General features: G+C 44.5%; 13 protein-coding genes, 3 rRNA genes, 2 pseudogenes and 1 other annotated feature. Of the genes and pseudogenes, 6 read left to right on the forward strand and 12 right to left on the reverse strand.

All coding sequences use genetic code 11. The features are described 5' to 3' along the window. The first annotated feature begins 47 nt into the window (after nucleotides 1–47). The 4 genes from AC1MBV_RS13790 to AC1MBV_RS13805 all read left to right on the forward strand — a co-directional run bounded on the left by AC1MBV_RS13790 (nucleotide 48) and on the right by AC1MBV_RS13805 (nucleotide 4,477). Nucleotides 48–806, forward strand: coding sequence for an ABC transporter ATP-binding protein (locus tag AC1MBV_RS13790; protein WP_480948521.1), 759 nt, complete (start codon nucleotides 48–50; stop codon nucleotides 804–806). 10 nt (nucleotides 807–816) lie between these two features. Then, nucleotides 817–2,802: an FtsX-like permease family protein gene (locus AC1MBV_RS13795; RefSeq protein WP_480948522.1), complete on the forward strand. Its 1,986-nt coding sequence runs from the start codon at nucleotides 817–819 to the stop codon at nucleotides 2,800–2,802. Nucleotides 2,803–2,904: 102 nt separating this feature from the next. Continuing rightward, on the forward strand, nucleotides 2,905–3,555 hold the full coding sequence (locus AC1MBV_RS13800; protein WP_480948523.1) for a response regulator transcription factor: 651 nt from the start codon (nucleotides 2,905–2,907) through the stop codon (nucleotides 3,553–3,555). Further along, nucleotides 3,497–4,477 (forward strand): sensor histidine kinase, encoded by a 981-nt coding sequence (locus AC1MBV_RS13805; RefSeq protein ID WP_480948524.1) that lies wholly within the window; start codon nucleotides 3,497–3,499, stop codon nucleotides 4,475–4,477. Before AC1MBV_RS13800 ends, AC1MBV_RS13805 begins: the two co-directional genes overlap by 59 nt. Nucleotides 4,478–4,668: 191 nt before the next feature. Here the strand turns inward: AC1MBV_RS13805 and AC1MBV_RS13810 are convergent, their stop codons facing one another. The 5 genes from AC1MBV_RS13810 to AC1MBV_RS13830 form a co-directional block, all read right to left on the reverse strand. Then, nucleotides 4,669–4,917 carry a hypothetical protein gene (locus AC1MBV_RS13810; RefSeq protein WP_480948525.1) on the reverse strand — a complete coding sequence of 83 codons (249 nt, stop codon included), beginning with the start codon at nucleotides 4,915–4,917 and terminating at the stop codon, nucleotides 4,669–4,671. A gap of 192 nt (nucleotides 4,918–5,109) precedes the next feature. Then, complete coding sequence (locus AC1MBV_RS13815; RefSeq protein WP_480948526.1) at nucleotides 5,110–6,162, reverse strand: hypothetical protein; 1,053 nt, start codon at nucleotides 6,160–6,162, stop codon at nucleotides 5,110–5,112. A 104-nt stretch (nucleotides 6,163–6,266) separates the two neighbouring features. Continuing rightward, entirely contained in the window at nucleotides 6,267–6,797 is a 531-nt protein-coding gene (locus AC1MBV_RS13820; RefSeq protein WP_480948527.1) for a DUF1643 domain-containing protein, read from the reverse strand. 295 nt (nucleotides 6,798–7,092) lie between these two features. Next, entirely contained in the window at nucleotides 7,093–8,103 is a 1,011-nt protein-coding gene (locus tag AC1MBV_RS13825) for a helix-turn-helix transcriptional regulator (RefSeq protein ID WP_480948528.1), read from the reverse strand. Nucleotides 8,104–8,329: 226 nt separating this feature from the next. Then, a complete protein-coding gene (locus AC1MBV_RS13830; RefSeq protein WP_480948529.1) occupies nucleotides 8,330–8,746 on the reverse strand; it encodes a hypothetical protein in 417 nt (138 codons plus the stop codon). 266 nt (nucleotides 8,747–9,012) lie between these two features. Continuing rightward, nucleotides 9,013–9,271, forward strand: a binding site (T-box leader). A gap of 62 nt (nucleotides 9,272–9,333) precedes the next feature. Between AC1MBV_RS13830 and brnQ the strand changes: the two genes are divergently transcribed. Then, on the forward strand, nucleotides 9,334–10,734 hold the full coding sequence (gene brnQ, locus AC1MBV_RS13835; protein ID WP_480948530.1) for a branched-chain amino acid transport system II carrier protein: 1,401 nt from the start codon (nucleotides 9,334–9,336) through the stop codon (nucleotides 10,732–10,734). Nucleotides 10,735–10,845: 111 nt separating this feature from the next. Here the strand turns inward: brnQ and AC1MBV_RS13840 are convergent. Beyond that, nucleotides 10,846–10,971: pseudogene (locus tag AC1MBV_RS13840) on the reverse strand (YdeI/OmpD-associated family protein); the annotation flags it as partial. A gap of 326 nt (nucleotides 10,972–11,297) precedes the next feature. Between AC1MBV_RS13840 and AC1MBV_RS13845 the strand changes: the two are divergent. Beyond that, on the forward strand, nucleotides 11,298–11,525 hold the full coding sequence (locus AC1MBV_RS13845) for a hypothetical protein (RefSeq protein ID WP_480948531.1): 228 nt from the start codon (nucleotides 11,298–11,300) through the stop codon (nucleotides 11,523–11,525). A gap of 275 nt (nucleotides 11,526–11,800) precedes the next feature. Here AC1MBV_RS13845 and rrf read toward each other — a convergent pair. From rrf to AC1MBV_RS13875, 6 genes and pseudogenes are all read right to left on the reverse strand, one after another. Next, nucleotides 11,801–11,917 (reverse strand): 5S ribosomal RNA (gene rrf, locus AC1MBV_RS13850). Nucleotides 11,918–11,989: 72 nt separating this feature from the next. Further along, nucleotides 11,990–14,917, reverse strand: a 23S ribosomal RNA gene (locus AC1MBV_RS13855). Between the two features lie 208 nt (nucleotides 14,918–15,125). Next, a 16S ribosomal RNA gene (locus AC1MBV_RS13860) occupies nucleotides 15,126–16,674 on the reverse strand. Together the 16S, 23S and 5S rRNA genes form the textbook arrangement of a ribosomal RNA operon. A 546-nt stretch (nucleotides 16,675–17,220) precedes the next feature. After that, nucleotides 17,221–17,664: pseudogene (locus AC1MBV_RS13865) on the reverse strand (YdeI/OmpD-associated family protein); the annotation flags it as partial. A gap of 102 nt (nucleotides 17,665–17,766) precedes the next feature. Then, nucleotides 17,767–18,198 (reverse strand): hypothetical protein, encoded by a 432-nt coding sequence (locus AC1MBV_RS13870; protein ID WP_010025795.1) that lies wholly within the window; start codon nucleotides 18,196–18,198, stop codon nucleotides 17,767–17,769. Nucleotides 18,199–18,263: 65 nt separating this feature from the next. Next, nucleotides 18,264–18,500, reverse strand: coding sequence for a hypothetical protein (locus tag AC1MBV_RS13875; protein WP_010025794.1), 237 nt, complete (start codon nucleotides 18,498–18,500; stop codon nucleotides 18,264–18,266). Nucleotides 18,501–19,005: the final 505 nt, after the last annotated feature.

The raw sequence follows: 19,005 nt of genomic DNA on the forward strand, positions 1-19,005 counted from the left end.
TTGTATACTAAGCTCATCATCTAAAACAGGAACAGGGAGCGTGCATGATGTTGTTACAAGTCAATCACTTGCAGAAAATTTTCCAGACACGATTCAGTAAAGAAAAAACAATTGCCTTACAAGATGTGAACTTTAGCGTCGAGGACGGGGAGTACATCGCCATTATGGGCGAAAGCGGTTCGGGAAAAACAACGCTTTTGAACACATTGGCTACACTAGATAAACCGACATCAGGATCCGTTATCCTGAATGGTCATGATGTGACGAAAATTAAAGAAAACAAGCTGGCGGAGTTTCGCCGCGAACATCTGGGCTTTATTTTTCAGGATTTCAATCTACTTGATACGCTGTCGGTTCGCGACAACATATTCTTACCGCTTGTGCTTGGCCGTCAAAAAGTTCGCGTGATGGAGCAACGTTTAGAAAAGCTAGCACCAAAATTAAGCATTGCCGATCTGCTGAACAAACAGCCATTTGAACTGTCGGGCGGTCAGAAACAGCGCGTCGCCATCGCCCGCGCCTTGATCACCGAGCCGGAACTTGTCCTGGCCGATGAACCAACTGCGGCGCTTGATTTCAAGAACAGTGAAAGCTTGCTCGCTCTGCTTGAAGGGATCAACGAAACCGGTCAGACCATCTTGATGGTCACGCACTCGGCGATCGCCGCAAGCCACGCCAAACGCGTGTTGTTTATTAAAGACGGCCGCATTTTCCATCAACTTTACCGCGCAAAACGAGAGGCAGCCGAGTTCATGCAAGAGATCAGCATGACGATGACCAATCTTCTCGGGACAGAGGTGAGATAAGTTGTTTTACGTGAAATTAGCCAGTCGCAATATCCGTCAATCCATGAGCAATTTCCTTCCCTTTGGCCTTTCAAGTGTTGTAATGTTTCTCATGAATCTGATGATCGCGACAATTTTGTTAAGTCCGAGTTTGAAAAAGCTGCCAGGATGGGGAAATTTCGCGATGCTGCTGGGCCTAGGTTTGATCGTCCTGACCATCTTCGCGACCATCTTTATGGTTTACAGTTATCGATTTTTACTTAAAAGACGAACGAAAGAATTTGGTCTCTACAACATTCTTGGTCTGAAAAAGCGGCATATTGCTCGAATTTCCATTCTGGAACTGCTGATGATGTTCCTTGTGACCGTCGTTATCGGAACCATTTTAGGCATTATTCTTGCCAAGTTTCTCTATCTTTTCCTCATTCATCTCGTTGGTGAAAACTACTTTGACTTGCAGTGGAGCCCACTTGCGGTTGGGATCGTTACCATCATGTTTGCGTGTATCTATCTGTTGCTCATGATTATCAGCAGCTGCTCAATCCATCGGCACTCCAGTCTGGAGCTGCTTCACAATGTGAGCAAAGGAGAAAAAGAGCCCAAGTCGCGCGGCATTCTGGCTTTACTCGGCATCATTTTTTTAGCGATCGGTTATTACCTTGCCCTTACAGTAGCCTCTCCGCTCGATGCCTTGACGAAATTCTTTATCGCCGTGCTGTTTGTCATCTTCGGTACGCTCCTGTTCTACATGAGTTTTACCATCTGGCTGCTCAAACGGCAGAAAAAAAACCAACACTATTACTATCAACCCAAGCATTTTATTACCGTTTCAAGTATGCTTTATCGAATGAAACAGAATGCGGTCGGACTCGCCAACATTACGATTTTGGTCACGATGACCTTCGTTACCTTGGCGACAACGGTCGGTTTATTTTCCAGTATCAACGGATTTCTGGACGACCATTTTGTTCGCAACACGACCATCACTATTCACGCGACAGAGCCGCGAAGCACCGCGCTCATTGAACAGGTTGCTGAAAAAAACGGAATATCTTTAAAAAATGAGATTTCCTATGAACTTTCGCCCAGTTTAATCGGAACAATGAAAGACGGAACGTTTAAAAATAAGCAAAACCTTTCCGATCTTACCTCCGTGAACTTTATGACCGCAAAAACATATGAACGGCTGACAGGGAGGACGATTAATCTAAAAGGAAGTGAGGCCATTGCCTATCCGGCAGTGGGCAGCCTCATTGAGAACAAAGTGACGTTTGGAAACCACACGTTTGAAATCAAGTCAAAGATTAGTGGCATTCGAAACTTTCCATCGATCAGTATGACAGCATCAAACTGGCTGATTCTGATTGTGTCGAACAAGGAACAGATTCAGCCGATCTTAGATGACGCGGCTAAAGCAATGGGCAGTCCTAACAAGCTTGGTTTTGAGACAACGATCAGCGCGGATATGACGACAACGGATGCGAAGACTCTTCAAACTGCTTTGTCTGACTACCGAGCAAACGGTGACAAACCAATTCGGCACATTAATCAAGACAAAAAATCAACACCTGAGGGTATGCCGCCGACCTTTGAACGTTATGATGACATGCACGAGCAACTCCTATCTTTTGCCGGCGGGTTCCTGTTCATCGGTTTGATCTTGGGCTTCACCTTTATTCTCGGTACCGCATTAATCATTTACTACAAACAAATCTCTGAAGGGGAACAGGATAAACGCAGCTTCGAAATTCTTCAGGAAGTCGGTTTGAGCAGTGAGGAAGTGCGGCAAACCATTCGCTCACAGGTCCTTCTTGTGTTCTTCATGCCAATTGCCGTCGCCATCGTCCATTTCGGTTTCGCCTTCATCATGATTCAGAAACTGATCAGTTTATTCGGCACAACCCGATTCGGTTTGCTTCTGCTGACCAGCACCGGAACAATTGCTGTCGTAGCCGCCATTTACTACATTATCTACAAACAGACGAGCCGCGCGTACTATCGGATTGTAGAGCGGTAACAAATAAAAGGGTATCCTGGTTGCGGGTACCCTTTTCGTATTTGTCCCAAACCGTAAAAATCAGTAGAATAAATGTAGCCACTCATTATAGGAGAATTTTTGATGACAAAACTATTTATTGTAGAAGATGACGCGGCAATGGTGAAACAGCTGCGATCAGCACTGACTGAATGCACAGTTGTTTCCGTACAGAACTTTCGCAGCGTCCGCCAAGAAATTGAAGAAGCACTGCCGGATTTGATCTTAATGGACATTACCCTACCCTATTTTAACGGCTTTTACTGGACAACTGAACTTCGAAAGCACGCAACAACACCAATTATCTTTCTCAGTTCGGCTAATGATGAAATGAACCAAGTCATGGCAATGAACATGGGAGCTGACGACTATGTCACAAAACCGTTTTCGGTAGAATTATTGAAGGCAAAGATCAATGCTCTGCTGCGCCGAACCTACAATTTCTCTCAAGCGCAATTGACCTTCAACGGATTCATATTGGAGGGAACAGAATTGAAAAAAGGGCAGGACAGGGTCGATTTGACACCAACGGAAGCCAAGTTGCTACGCACATTATTCGAGCAACCCAACCAAACCGTTTCCAAAGACGTACTGCTCGCAAAACTCTGGGAATCCGATGACTACATCGATGCCAATGCCCTGCAAGTCAACATTGCCCGCATGCGCAAAAAATTGAATGTCATCGGATTCGATTACATCGGAACGGTGCGAGGTGTCGGCTATGTACTGGCGTGAACGAAAGCACTATTTTTATACGGTCTTGGTGATCGTGGCTGTCATGGGACTGACCTTTTATCTGCGCGGTCTGCCTACGCGTACCTTCTGGTCGAGCTTATTATTTGGAGCAACTGTCCTCGTCATTTTCGGCAGCTATGATTATTACCGATTTCAACGCCGCCATAAAGAACGCCTCAATCAAGTCGTTCCTCAGGTTGACTTGAAACCCGTGTCGCAAGCTGAAAAAGATATGCTGAAGCTGCTTGATGAACAAAAGGAATACTACGAAAATAAAATCGCTCGAATCAAACAATTTGATGAGGACTTAACCGACGTGGTGCGCATGTGGAGCCACCAGATGAAAGTGCCGCTCTCTGCACTTGACTTAATGGGCCAGACGCAAGATTTTACAGTTGAGGAAATGAACGAGCAAACCTTTCAGTTAGAGAACTACCTGGAGATGCTGCTGCATTACCTGCGCTTGAACCATGAGCAGACGGATTACCGTTTTACAAAGGTGCCGATCAAGCCGCTCGTCCAGGCGATCGTTCGCAAATTCGCCCCACTGTTTATCCGAAAAGGGCTGAGCGTAACCGTCGAAGGCGACGCATCCTGGACCACAGACGAAAAGTGGCTTTCTTTTGCCATTGAACAAATCATTAGCAACGCCGTCAAATATACCAAACAAGGCAAGGTCAGCATCCATATCGCTCCGGACTCCATACAAATCAGCGACACAGGCATCGGCATTTTAAAAGAAGATCTGCCACGCCTGTTTGAACACGGTTTTACCGGCTACAACGGTCGCCGCGACAAAAAAGCTACCGGTCTAGGCTTCTTCTTGGCAAAAGAAATTGTCGACCGACTTTCACTAAGCATTCATGTTGATTCCGAAATCGACAAAGGGACAAGTGTGACGATAAGGCGAGAGAAAAAGTGATCGATTGAATCGTTAATTTATCACCACAAGATGTGCTCTTTCTTCTATCATACGATTATTTAGGAGACATTTGAGATTGAGTACTCTTTCGTCTACAATTGTTATTAGTTCATTAGCAATTCAACACTCAAAACTAATAATATCTAACAGTAGTGTTTCTAAATATTCATATATGAAATTTACAAATAATATTATTCTTTTTTCCAGTGTATAATCAAATAATAAAATGATAGTAAAATTATATCCACAAGAAAATAAGTTCCCAAAGCATTTGTTGTTCGCATGATTGTTAGTGTACCTTCATATGCTCCAGTTAAATAATTATCAGGTGCATTCGGATCAAGAATAATAGGTTGAGAAACGCTAGGTAAGTCTCCCATAAGAAAATAGACATTAATTAGAATAAATGAGATTAGATAAATCCTCTTAAAATTTTTCATTTTAAACACACCTCACTTGAAACCAGAATCAACATATATAAATCGGCTACAGCCGCATCATCAACCAATTTCGGTTTGCTTGGTATTACTAATTCAGTGAATGAATCAAGAAAGAAAAGATCACACATTGATTCAGTAGAATTCCCGTTCACTGGCTTAGGAAACGAAAAATTATACCGATATTAGCATTTTTTATTTTCCATAAAAAGTAATAGTGTCATTCCCATTATTGTCAACTTCGATATCCATAACAGCATTTGCTTCTGAAGAGTAAATTTGAGAATGAGTATTAGGAGATACTGTATGTGAAATAACTTCAACAGGGTCTTTCACATTAGGTACAGGGCCATTACTTTTAGTAAACCCACCAAGATCATTTGCAACTGTGACACCTGTGCTTAAGAACCATAAGTAATCCGGGTTATCGACAATGCTTTGGTACTTTCCTTCTTTATTTAACAATACAAGTTTTATTGTTTTTATTCGATTTGTACTAGGGTCTATTTCAACTGAAAATTGTATGTTGCCATGGCCTAATTTTTTTATATCTGGACTAATATCACCCGACGAAGTTGGTGTAGAACTAATAGGCACATTGTGCTTTGATTTATAATATTCAGTATAATTATTATAAAAGTTATAAAATTCCCTGTAATTAATAGGCAATGGATTTTTCCCTGTATCTGTAGTTCCACTTACTTCGTTATAATACTTTTCAGACAAGTATTTATATTGTTTATCAGTAACCTTTTCATAGACTCCTAATATGTTTGATAACGCCGAATTTGATCCATTCTGTGTTAGCGTAAATTTCTTCATATTCTTTGAAAAAGTCATTGTTTCATTTACCTTCCCGAGCTTTGACAGCCCCTCTCCAAATAAATCACTTTTTTTCATGATCAACTGATTTCCTTTTATTACAACATCCTTTTCAAAAACCGCACCTTCTGGCATCTTTCCAAAGAGTATTTGATCGTACTTTGGGTCGCCAACTTGCCGAAATATTATGACATATTTATTAGAATAATTAAACCAATTCCCAGCCAATTTTTTATAATTAATTTTCGGAGAATAGACTTCACTATTGCTTTTTTGACTATTTTTTTGATGACTTGACTGATTTTTGATGGTTTGGTTATATGAAGATTTATCTTGTTGTACGTGATTGTCATTTGAGACATAACCGCATGATGAAACAAATATTAGTAAAATGCAGAAATTAACTAATATTAAGATTTTCTTCACTTTTTTCACCTCCTACAACTCGGTACAAGAAAAATTATTGAGAGAGTCGATCAAAGACAGCTGTAAGAAGTTGCCGCCTGGTAAATTCCAATGAATTAAATTTTTTATATAAACTTTTTAAGTCCAAGTCCGGCTTTCAACATTAGTGGATGCCGAGGAATCCCATCTTTTGTTAATTCGATGCAATACGGATCAATCTCGGGAAGTAACTGACGAACTTCGTTGACCCGATGCGAGAACAAATTTCCTTTAAAAGATTGACCCCAGGAAAACACTACCTTAACTCCCTTTTTAGCACACTCTATAATATACCGATCATTATCCTTTCCAACCAGATCTACACCCTTAGCTGCAGCATTTTTCAATTCTTTAGGACTTGTGGCTCTATAAGCAAATAAATTGACTGCGTAAAAACCGCCGTAACCCCAACTTTTCGAAAAATTAGCGCATCGGCGTAATGTTGGATCACTGTATATCTTATCTGCAGTGCTCGGATTCAACATGACAAAAGTGACCTTCCCCCTTGTATCATCCCATGCACAGCTAAAAGTATAGCGATAAGTCGCTTCATTCGAATCATCCACATCAAACTTTGCGTTGACTCTTTCATCTGGCTTCCATAAACTATTTGTCATTTTCTGAACACCTCGTCTTATAGTGAAGATCATCAGTTTATTCCACTATTTTCAATGATACGATACCTGTAATAAGGGGTAGTTTTTGTATTTTCAAGAGCATAGTTTATCTTTTTTGTATTTCCAATCGCTAAAGCCACATTTAGAAAGAAATAACGATGAAACCTCCCTCTCTTTTGCAATATTTTCCGTATATTTGTAGTATATTCCTTTAAAAAAATATACCATTCCCTTTTTTAGCAACGGTGTACATTCTTAGTTAGCACTTCTTTTTTACTCGCATGTCTTTAACTTATTAATATTGCTGATACATTTTTAGTGCTTCAGACTTCATACGTTCAGCGAGCTCCGTGGGTGCAATCACTTTGGCATCGCTCCCCCAGGTCAGAAGCCAACGTACAAGTCCATCACTATACACCGCTTCCGTGCTGATTCGAAAGACATGATCTCCTGCCGGGCGGATATCGATGTCTAATCCAAACCGATCGATGACGACATTGATCAAATGATTATCAAATTGAATTTCTATATGTCGTTCCACACCGGAGTACATAAAGAATAGCCGGTTCACATATTGATTAAGATTAAAATTGGGATCTGTGATAAAATGCTCATCTATTTTATCAACCTGCCTCATTCGATCAACACGATAATGCCGGATCTGCGACACCTTCACATTGTTATTTGTTTTCTTGGTTATTTCCTGCAAGTGCTCGCCGATTAAATAATAAAAATCATTATTCCAGACAAGGCAAAGCGGTTTGATAAGGTATTCATCACCATCATGGTGCAGAGTGAAAGTTTTTGTGACATCATAATTACCATATTTAAACTGAATATATTGATGTCTGAAAATAGCATTGTGCAACATAAAAATTGCATACTTCACTTGCTGACTATCTCTCTGCTCATTTTCTTCCAGTAATATATGGTTTTCCAACTGAACAGCTGATGGGATACTGGTTAACTTTCTGATTTTTTCAATAAGCTGATCTGAATCCCGCCGAGATATGAATTTGGCGGAAGACACCGCATCCACAAGCATCCTTAATTCCTGAATTTCGAACAGGCGATCCTGAATACGATAATAGTTTTTGGTACCTTCTTTCTCATGATACACGTCCACATTAAAAAAAACAGAGTTTCCCAATTCAGACAAATCTTTTCTAAGCGTCTTATATGGAATGGTCTCATCGTAAAGCTCAATAAATTTATTATTTATTGTTTCAAGATCAAGCATGTTCTCTTCATCTGAATATTTTTGTAAAATATTCAGGAGGCATAGCAAACGCTGTCGGTTATTCATAGGGATCACCAGATTTATTATGATGTAGGCTGTTCAGGTAATTAGGACTTGATAAGATCTGCAGAACTGATCAGTCTACCTCTTGTTTATGTTCTGTAAACACAAGTACACTCGAACCCGTAAAACATCCCCATTTTCTAACACTTTCTCGTAAATATCATCTCTTGATCCATGTCTCAGGAAAACATAATCATCGTTTTCCAAATATCTTCGAAGATCCTTCCACTTAGGCATGGATCAGTTTTCTTACTCCGTCACTATCTTGTTGAGACAATACATTCAAAACGTATGGAAGATGAGATTTCCTATTGGGGGCATGGTAATATTTATCAAAGTGAGCGTAATAATCTTGGGCATACTCGACTAATTGAGTTGCTGCATCATCAAGTAGATCGTTCACTGATTTTCCATAAACAACAATGTCTTGAATCGGGAGCAAAGAACCAACTAATGAACCGTCACCCTCTTGTTCATACTCCAAGGCAAATGTATAACCAGAAAAAACTTCCGTCATCATCGTTTGAGACAGAGACCAAAAAACATCGTGATTACGTTTCACTGCCTGAGGTTTATCATGAATGACTGCATCAACAAATCGGCTAAAGTCTTTTCTTACTTGGGTTGCTTGTAATGTATCCTGCATAATCACCCCTCCTCACCTCCAATTATAATATGAAATCAAATAAACGTACATTATGTACGTTTTTGAAAAATAGCACACTTAGAATTTTTCTTCATTTCTGACGTTCTTCTGGTCAGTGGGGATGAATGGATCACATAGTACTGGTAACCGACAGCCTGTAACTAGACTCTCAGAACTATTGAATCATCTAAAATTTTCATAATTCTCCCATTGACAGTTGTTCAAAAAGAGTATAAAGTAAAAACACTTTCAAGATTCGTGAACAACTAAATGCAATGATGGGGAGAGTAACTTTTATTTAACCTAACAGCGAGCTTCGTCCGGTGCAAAGGAAGCAGGCTTAACTAAAAGTGAAAGTAGCCCTTGAGCGGTGAATGCGACATTCGAGGAATGAAGTGTTCAACGGCAGCACCCGTTACAGTGCCAGCGTCTTGCCGACGTCAATGTCGGCAGTACGTGGTGAGGCGGTAAGCCAGTGATGGCGCCGCAAACAAAGGTGGTAACGCGTATTCCAACGCCCTTTAAAAGCATGATGATGCTTTTAAAGGGCGTTTTTATTTTTACCATTTTCAAGGAGGAGTTTACACATGAACACAGAGAATCAGCAATCCAAGCTGACATTCATTAACTATCTAACGATCGGATCACTGCTTTTCGGCATGTTCTTTGGTGCCGGCAATTTAATTTTTCCACTGCATCTCGGCCAACTGGCAGGCGGCAATTGGTTTCCCGCCGCGATCGGTTTCCTGCTTTCCGGCACACTGCTGCCGCTGCTTTCGATCATCGCCATCAGCATCACCCAGAGTGAAGGAATCTATGATATCGCCCGACCAATTGGCCGTCATTACGCACTGATCTTTCTCATTTTGGTTCACGCCACGCTGGGACCGATGTTTGCCACGCCGCGTACAGCCACGGTACCGTTTGAACTTGGCTTTGCGCCATATATTCTGGCAAACCAAACATGGATCTGGCTGCTCGTCTACTCTGCCGCCTTTTTCACACTGACCTATTTCTTATCACGCAGAGAATCGCGTATTATCGACGTCATCGGCAAACTGCTGAATCCCCTGTTCTTAATCTTGTTATTCATTATTTTCTTATTCGCTTTTCTCAAGCCGATGGGAGATGCCGGACAAGCAGCAGCGACGAGCGACTATGTGCACGCCGCGCTGACAAACGGTTTCCTCGAAGGCTATAACACGATGGATGCTTTGGCCGGTCTCGCTTTCGGTGTCACCATCATTACGTCCATTAAACTGATGGGTGTCCGCAACCCCAAATCCATCGCTGCGGCAACCGCAAAATCCGGAATCATTTGCATCGGTTTTGAAGCACTCATTTACCTTGGCATGATTCTGATTGGCGCCATGAGTCTGGCAAACTTTAAACTTTCGGAAAACGGCGGGATCGCTTTCGCCCAAATTGCGAATCATTACATGGGCGCAGTGGGCAGCGCCATCTTGGCCACTTTGGCTACCGTCACCTGCCTCACCACCGCAATGGGCCTAGTCACCGCCTTTGCCCAGGATTTCCATAAGCAGTTCCCGAGGATCAGTTATTTAACGTTCCTGCGTTTTACATGCGCCATTTCGTTCATCATTGCCAATGTCGGCTTAACACAAATTATCTCCTGGTCACTGCCGATCTTGATGCTTCTGTACCCGCTCGCGATCACGGTAATTCTCTTATCAATCCTGTCACCATTGTTCAAAAAATCGCCGATCGTTTACCGAGTAACCACGGCCTTCACCTTGATTCCGGCGTTATTTGACACGATCAACGCCCTGCCACCGATCTTGAAGCAGACGGCACCGATTCAATCGCTGGTTCACTTCGCAAGCAGCTATTTACCGCTCTTTAATCTCGGCTTCGCTTGGGTACCGTTCGCCCTGATCGGCTTCGTCCTCGGCATCGCCGCGTATGCTCTGTTCAACCGTGTCCCATCGTTGCAGCTGAACCCGGAGACAAACGCAAAACAAAAGTAATTCGATGTCATGAAGGACAGCCGCTGTCAAACAGGGCTGCCCTTTTTGTGTTTATTGAAAATGCTTGTGCGAGCCATCGCAGTTAGGCTGCTTTTGAGATGATCCACCAACTCAATCATTTAAGCCTTTTCCATTGAGAATATTCAGCACCGATTTTTCAACCCGTGACACGCGTGTTGCCGATCTTTTGGCTTGGGAAAAATAAAGAACATACGCTCTTTGCCGCCCCGGCGTCATCTTTCAAAAATTTGTCTATTTTTCAATTTGAACTTCAATCCCATGTACTGTGCCCCTATTGGATAACTGTTTTATCATCGCTCTGTACGAATAATTTGGATTGGATATGAATACCTCAACATTGAAACTACCATACCATAGTATCAACCTGTCCGTGCCATCTTAGGAACAGGCCAGAGAGAAAAGAGTCTCGTGGCCATTGGAGAAGGATATGGCTGATTCTGAACTTCAGGACATCCTCTTTCCCGAAAAACATCAATCGGATTTGAGAAAATAACCAGATTGTAGTTTATCTTCGTCAGGAGATGACCCGAAGTAGTGTGACAATGTCTCTACTCTGGCATGAATATGTTGAATCCTGCAGACAGCACCAAGAAATTCCTTACAGTTATCAGCAGTTTTGCCGGTTTTTACACCCCGTTAGTGATTATGTCACAGGACAAACCATCACTGCCTATGTCTTTGTATCCGTATTACCATGTAGCCAATACGCCTATGTCAAAGCCTTTTTATCCATAGATACACAGAGCTGGATTACTGCTCATGTAATTTAAAAACCGGTGTTGATCGATCTTTCCAGACAAAAAGTCAATAGAAAAACCGCTGTACAAGTGAATTTACAGCGATTTTTGGTATGATCGTTATACATTCTGGGAATGTAGGATACAGGGATGGATCAAGTATAATAAAACTAGAATCAACGAAAAACTCGGTAGTCGAAGTCCGATTCAATATCGGATTTCAACCACCGAGCAAGTCGTCTAACAAAATAATGCATAGATTTTGGGATTCAAATCAATTTTTTGACTATGAGACACCCTCATCAATTGCCTGGCAGTGACCTACTCTCACAGGGGGACAGCCCCCAATTACCATCGGCACAGAAGAGCTTAACGACCGTGTTCGGGATGGGAACGGGTGTGACCTCTTCGCTATGACCGCCAGACTAAAACCGGCTCACATGAGCCTTCAAAACCGGTAACAAAAGTTGCGTTGTCAAGTAAAACATCCAAAGTTCTGGGTTAAGCCCTCGACCGATTAGTATCTGTCCGCTTCACACGTCACCATGCTTCCACTCCAGACCTATCAACCTCATCATCTCTAAGGGGTCTTACTGATTTAAAATCATGGGAAATCTCATCTTGAAGGGGGCTTCATGCTTAGATGCTTTCAGCACTTATCCCGTCCACACATAGCTACCCAGCGTATGCTCCTGGCGGAACAACTGGTACACCAGCGGTGTGTCCATCCCGGTCCTCTCGTACTAAGGACAGCTCTTCTCAAATTTCCTACGCCCGCGACGGATAGGGACCGAACTGTCTCACGACGTTCTGAACCCAGCTCGCGTACCGCTTTAATGGGCGAACAGCCCAACCCTTGGGACCTACTTCAGCCCCAGGATGCGATGAGCCGACATCGAGGTGCCAAACCTCCCCGTCGATGTGAACTCTTGGGGGAGATAAGCCTGTTATCCCCAGGGTAGCTTTTATCCGTTGAGCGATGGCCCTTCCATGCGGTGCCACCGGATCACTAAGCCCGACTTTCGTCCCTGCTCGACTTGTAGGTCTCGCAGTCAAGCTCCCTTGTGCCTTTACACTCTGCGAATGATTTCCAACCATTCTGAGGGAACCTTTGGGCGCCTCCGTTACCTTTTAGGAGGCGACCGCCCCAGTCAAACTGCCCGCCTGACACTGTCTCCGAACCGGATCACGGTTCAGGGTTAGAATGTCGATATCGTCAGGGCAGTATCCCACCGATGCCTCCACCGAACCTAGCGGTCCGGTTTCCAAGGCTCCTGCCTATCCTGTACAAACGATACCCACATCCAATATCAAGCTGCAGTAAAGCTCCATGGGGTCTTTCCGTCCTGTCGCGGGTAACCTGCATCTTCACAGGTACTATAATTTCACCGGGTCTCTCGTTGAGACAGTATCCAAATCGTTACACCTTTCGTGCGGGTCGGAACTTACCCGACAAGGAATTTCGCTACCTTAGGACCGTTATAGTTACGGCCGCCGTTTACTGGGGCTTCAATTCAAAGCTTCTCCCGAAGGATAACCTCTCCTTTTAACCTTCCAGCACCGGGCAGGTGTCAGCCCCTATACATCACCTTACGGTTTAGCAGAAACCTGTGTTTTTGGTAAACAGTCGCTTGGATCTTTTCACTGCGGCTCATCGGACCCGTAGGTCCGACGAGCACCCCTTCTCCCGAAGTTACGGGGTGATTTTGCCGAGTTCCTTAACGAGAGTTCTCCCGAGCGTCTTAGAATTCTCTTCTTGCCCACCTGTGTCGGTTTGGGTACGGGCACCGTTTCACTCGCTAGAGGCTTTTCTTGGCAGTGTAGGATCAGGCGCTTCGGTACTTAAGTTCCCTCCTCATCACCGTTTGGCGGATAGCAGCGGGATTTGCCTCGCTGCCGGCCTCGCGGCTTGAACGCACACTTCCATCCGTGCGCTCGCCTTACCTTCCTGCGTCCCCCCATCACTCAAACGTGAAACGCTGGTACAGGAATATCAACCTGTTGTCCATCGCCTACGCCTTTCGGCCTCGGCTTAGGCCCCGACTAACCCTGAGCGGACGAACCTTCCTCAGGAACCCTTAGGCTTTCGACGGAGAAGATTCTCACTTCTCTTTTCGTTACTCATACCGGCATTCTCACTTCCAAACGCTCCAACATGCCTCACGGCACATCTTCAATGCCCTTGGAACGCTCCCCTACCATGACCTTACGGTCATCCGCGACTTCGGTGCTGTGCTTAGCCCCGTTACATTTTCGGCGCGACGCCACTCGACCAGTGAGCTATTACGCACTCTTTAAATGGTGGCTGCTTCTGAGCCAACATCCTGGTTGTCTGGGCAACGTCACATCCTTTCCCACTTAGCACAAACTTAGGGACCTTAGTCGGCGGTCTGGGCTGTTTCCCTTTCGACGACGGATCTTATCACTCGCCGTCTGACTCCCGGACGTAAGGGCTTGGCATTCGGAGTTTGACTGAACTCGGTAATCCTGTGGGGACCCCTTATTCAATCAGTGCTCTACCTCCAAGTCTCACTCATCCGAGGCTAGCCCTAAAGCTATTTCGGGGAGAACCAGCTATCTCCGTGTTCGATTGGCATTTCACCCCTACCCACACCTCATCCCCGCATTTTTCAACATGCGTGGGTTCGGGCCTCCATTCAGTGTTACCTGAACTTCACCCTGGACATGGGTAGATCACACGGTTTCGGGTCGACAACCCTAAACTCAAACGCCCTATTCAGACTCGCTTTCGCTGCGGCTCCGCCTCTTCAGCTTAACCTTGCTTAGAATCGTCACTCGCCGGTCCATTCTACAAAAGGTACGCTGTCACCCCCCGAAGGGGGCTCCAACTACTTGTAAGCACACGGTTTCAGGATCTCTTTCACTCCCCTTCCGGGGTGCTTTTCACCTTTCCCTCACGGTACTGGTTCACTATCGGTCACTGGGGAGTATTTAGCCTTGGGAGACGGTCCTCCCGGATTCCGACGGGGTTTCTCGTGTCCCGCCGTACTCAGGATCCACTCCGGAGTGCACGTTCCGTCGGCTACAGGGCGTTTGCCTTCTTTGGCCGACCCTTCCAGGTCGTTCGCCTGAAACGTGCATTTCTGACTCCATGTGGAGTGTCCTACAACCCCAAAGAGCAAGCTCTTTGGTTTGGGCTGTTTCCCTTTCGCTCGCCACTACTCAGGAAATCGCATTTGCTTTCTCTTCCTCCGGGTACTGAGATGTTTCAGTTCCCCGGGTCTGCCTTACTCTGCCTATGGATTCAGCAGAGCATCCTATCTGTTCAAGATAGGGGGTTCCCCCATTCGGAAATCTTCGGATCAATGCTTACTTACAGCTCCCCGAAGCGTATCGGCGTTCGTTCCGTCCTTCATCGGCTCCCAGTGCCAAGGCATCCACCGTGCGCTCTTTAAAACTTAACCACACTGAACGCTGACGCGTTCGTTTACTATCGATTCACAAACCATGAATCCATCATGATCTATAAACCGCTTGGATGTTTCTTGACTTTGCTTACTTTCGTTATCCAGTTTTCAAGGTTCATGGCTGCCTTTCGGCAGACCGGTGAAGGAATGTGTCCTTCAAAACCAAACAAAAGCTCAAGCGTTTCGCTATCGATCGTTTCCTTAGAAAGGAGGTGATCCAGCCGCACCTTCCGATACGGCTACCTTGTTACGACTTCACCCCAATCATTTGTCCCACCTTCGGCGGCTGAGTCCATAAAGGTTCTCGCACCGACTTCGGGTGTTACAAACTCTCGTGGTGTGACGGGCGGTGTGTACAAGGCCCGGGAACGGATTCACCGCGGCATGCTGATCCGCGATTACTAGCAATTCCGGCTTCATGCAGGCGAGTTGCAGCCTGCAATCCGAACTGGGGGTGGCTTTATGGGATTAGCTCGACCTCGCGGTTTCGCTGCCCTTTGTACCACCCATTGTAGCACGTGTGTAGCCCAGATCATAAGGGGCATGATGATTTGACGTCATCCCCACCTTCCTCCGGTTTGTCACCGGCAGTCACCTTAGAGTGCCCAACTGAATGCTGGCAACTAAGATCAAGGGTTGCGCTCGTTGCGGGACTTAACCCAACATCTCACGACACGAGCTGACGACAACCATGCACCACCTGTCACTCTGTCCCCCGAAGGGGAACGGCCTATCTCTAGACTTGTCAGAGGATGTCAAGACCTGGTAAGGTTCTTCGCGTTGCTTCGAATTAAACCACATGCTCCACTGCTTGTGCGGGCCCCCGTCAATTCCTTTGAGTTTCAACCTTGCGGTCGTACTCCCCAGGCGGAATGCTTAATGTGTTAACTTCAGCACTAAGGGTTGGACCCCCTAACACCTAGCATTCATCGTTTACGGCGTGGACTACCAGGGTATCTAATCCTGTTTGCTCCCCACGCTTTCGCGCCTCAGCGTCAGTTACAGACCAGAGAGCCGCCTTCGCCACTGGTATTCCTCCACATATCTACGCATTTCACCGCTACACGTGGAATTCTACTCTCCTCTTCTGTACTCAAGCTTCCCAGTTTCCAATGACCGTTTGCGGTTGAGCCGCAAGATTTCACATCAGACTTAAGAAGCCGCCTGCGCGCGCTTTACGCCCAATAATTCCGGACAACGCTTGCCACCTACGTATTACCGCGGCTGCTGGCACGTAGTTAGCCGTGGCTTTCTGGCCGGATACCGTCACTGCAAGAGCATTTCCTCTCCTGCACGTTCTTCTCCGGCAACAGAGCTTTACGATCCGAAAACCTTCTTCGCTCACGCGGCGTTGCTCCATCAGACTTTCGTCCATTGTGGAAGATTCCCTACTGCTGCCTCCCGTAGGAGTTTGGGCCGTGTCTCAGTCCCAATGTGGCCGATCACCCTCTCAGGTCGGCTATGCATCGCTGTCTTGGTGGGCCGTTACCCCGCCAACTAACTAATGCACCGCGGGCCCATCTGTCAGTGATGGCCGAAACCATCTTTCAACCCTGCACCATGTGGTGCAGGGGATCATTCGGTATTAGCTGCGGTTTCCCACAGTTATCCCAATCTGACAGGCAGGTTACCCACGTGTTACTCACCCATCCGCCGCTCACATCCGAGAGCAAGCTCCCTTCAATGCGCTCGACTTGCATGTATTAGGCACGCCGCCAGCGTTCGTCCTGAGCCAGGATCAAACTCTCCAAAAAGTGTCTTGCTTAATGTCGAACGCGAGGTTCGGCCTTACTTTTTCGTTCATAAGATCCATAGCAATTTGAATTTATCAGGGGTTAAACCCTTTTTAAATCACGCTTGGCTTTTGTTTAGTTTTCAAGGAACATTCTTCGTTGCATCATTCCTAACAGCAACCTTCAAATAATAACATGTCTCCATCAGGAAGTCAACACTTTTTTTCGTCGTGTTTCAGCGACAAGAAATATCTTAACACGTATGAAATATCTCGTCAACACATTTTTTTAGTTATAAATGGAAAGCAAAAAACAATTTGGATCCCGTCTAAAGACGGTGGGTATAGATCCCGTTTTCGGAAACCAAATGAAGGACAGTCGCTGTCAAACTGAGCTACCCTTTTTTTACTATAAGAAAATTTAAAATTCAGCGGAGTATAGTATAAGCGCAACTAAGTCTTCGCCTTTGCCAGAGGCTTGGCGAAGACAAGTTTTCTAATGTTTACGAAAAGATGGATTAATCCTTCGAAAGACGCTGTCACTAAAGTCTTAATGCTTGAGTGACCTTCATCGGTAAAACTTGTGCGAGCCATCGCAATTAGGCATTTTCTTTGAATGGCCGCACACGCAATCCATTAATCCCTTGCCCTTGAGGATTCTCTCCATCGACTTTTCAATTCGCGACACGCGCGTTGCCGACCGTTTAGCATTAGAAAAATAAAGAAAATAAGCTTTTTGCCGCCCCGGTGTCAATGCGTCAAAAGCCGTTTTCAACTCCGGCATTTCATCAAACTTGCTTTTCAGTTCTTCAGGAATGCCGACATCCGGACGCTCTTTAACTTCTACGGTTAAACCCGCTTTTTCAACATCAATCGCTTCATGAATATAAGCTTTCAAGATAGCTTCCATTTCAATGATTTCCTGAACATGGGTAAACCGAATCTGGCGCGCCGCCTGAACATTCTCCGTCTGCTGAACAAGAATACCCTGCGCATCCTTCAACAACGCACCTGATGATAAACAACTTTGTATTTTGCTGGTACATTCTATTGGCGTGAGTAGTTATGAATCATGGAGCCGCAACTCCAGCTAAAGTAAAAATAATGTACATGCTCATCTAAATTGCCTTTTTTGCGCTGCCAATAATAATTCTCTTTTATCTTCCCCTATATCAATGTTCATGATCTCCACATCGAAGGCTTTAAAACAAGCAGATCCCCATGATTTTCCCGTGATCGCTTTTAACACCTCATCATCGCAGATCACAATAATTTTTCGATACGTTCGGTTCGTTACCTTTTCCAAAAGAAGCATTTTTAAGATGTCCGCTAACATTTTTTTCTTTTGTGGCGGCTTTAATGAACCAATGTGTGCATAAACTTCTCCAATAATACTGGGTTCTTCAGAATAAAAATCCGGTCGAATCGTCGCTTTCCCACATTGAACGATCGGATTGGCTGCAAGGTTTACGCCTAACTTATCGCAAATGATTTGGAAAATATACTTTTCGATATTTTGTTGTTCCAGTGATGATGATGCATGCATTTCGTTAAATTCCTCTCCAAAAATTCATATCATTCTCGTAGACACTTGAAGTGTGACTACATGTATTATTGTTTTTCTCTGTCCCCATCTCTAAATACTTCTTCATATGAAAAAAGCTCCATTTTTCCAGCGTCATATTCTTCTAATGCTTTCTTCTCTTCTTCAGTCAATGGCTCATCGTCATACGGAATCAATGATTTCTGATACTCAGTTATTAATCTAAATACCTTTGAAATATCCTTCTCAGACATGTTTTTTATTATATGGATTAATAGTTCACGTTTTTGTTCGGCGCTTGCCATACAGGTCCCCCCAAATCAAAAATCAGACTTAACTGTACTCTTAATCGAAATCAAGCTGGTGAAAAACAGGTTTCCTCTTCATTACTGTGAGAGCTAATGGCTGGTTCAAGGACTTTATGCCCCAAGACACTCATTAGCAATTTTGCATTTTCAATAAACTCCTCCATCTCGGCACAATCTGATTCCGACAATGAGGATTGCGTTGGTGTTCATAGTAACTAATTGATATCTATTTACATCCTTAGCTAAGGAATATCCCCGATTCTCCAGATACTTTATGTGCGCTTTATTCAAATTGTCATCTTTGCTAATAAATACGATGCATTCAGTCCAGAATTCCTTGCTTGATAGATGCTGATTCAATCTTTCAAAAACATTCTCTGTCTCCTCTACAACGACTGTCGCGACAAGAGAGTAACATGCCTTGGGTTTTCCTAACAGATTTTGTTGTTTTCAAGAAAGCTACTTTCATATTCGCCATATTTGCCCGAGCGATTGAGCCAAA

Source organism: Sporolactobacillus sp. PKPK-6 (genome assembly GCF_056678885.1).

What these genes read in the sequence shown, in the direction of transcription:
- AC1MBV_RS13790 (WP_480948521.1), top strand. Translation starts at nt 48, where the DNA reads ATGTTGTTACAAGTCAATCACTTGCAGAAAATTTTCCAGACACGATTC.
- AC1MBV_RS13800 (WP_480948523.1), top strand. Translation starts at nt 2,905, where the DNA reads ATGACAAAACTATTTATTGTAGAAGATGACGCGGCAATGGTGAAACAG.
- AC1MBV_RS13805 (WP_480948524.1), top strand. Translation starts at nt 3,497, where the DNA reads ATGTCATCGGATTCGATTACATCGGAACGGTGCGAGGTGTCGGCTATG.
- AC1MBV_RS13810 (WP_480948525.1), bottom strand. Translation starts at nt 4,917, where the DNA reads ATGAAAAATTTTAAGAGGATTTATCTAATCTCATTTATTCTAATTAAT.
- AC1MBV_RS13820 (WP_480948527.1), bottom strand. Translation starts at nt 6,797, where the DNA reads ATGACAAATAGTTTATGGAAGCCAGATGAAAGAGTCAACGCAAAGTTT.
- AC1MBV_RS13825 (WP_480948528.1), bottom strand. Translation starts at nt 8,103, where the DNA reads ATGAATAACCGACAGCGTTTGCTATGCCTCCTGAATATTTTACAAAAA.
- AC1MBV_RS13830 (WP_480948529.1), bottom strand. Translation starts at nt 8,746, where the DNA reads ATGCAGGATACATTACAAGCAACCCAAGTAAGAAAAGACTTTAGCCGA.
- brnQ (WP_480948530.1), top strand. Translation starts at nt 9,334, where the DNA reads ATGAACACAGAGAATCAGCAATCCAAGCTGACATTCATTAACTATCTA.
- AC1MBV_RS13845 (WP_480948531.1), top strand. Translation starts at nt 11,298, where the DNA reads ATGTCTCTACTCTGGCATGAATATGTTGAATCCTGCAGACAGCACCAA.
- AC1MBV_RS13870 (WP_010025795.1), bottom strand. Translation starts at nt 18,198, where the DNA reads ATGCATGCATCATCATCACTGGAACAACAAAATATCGAAAAGTATATT.
- AC1MBV_RS13875 (WP_010025794.1), bottom strand. Translation starts at nt 18,500, where the DNA reads ATGGCAAGCGCCGAACAAAAACGTGAACTATTAATCCATATAATAAAA.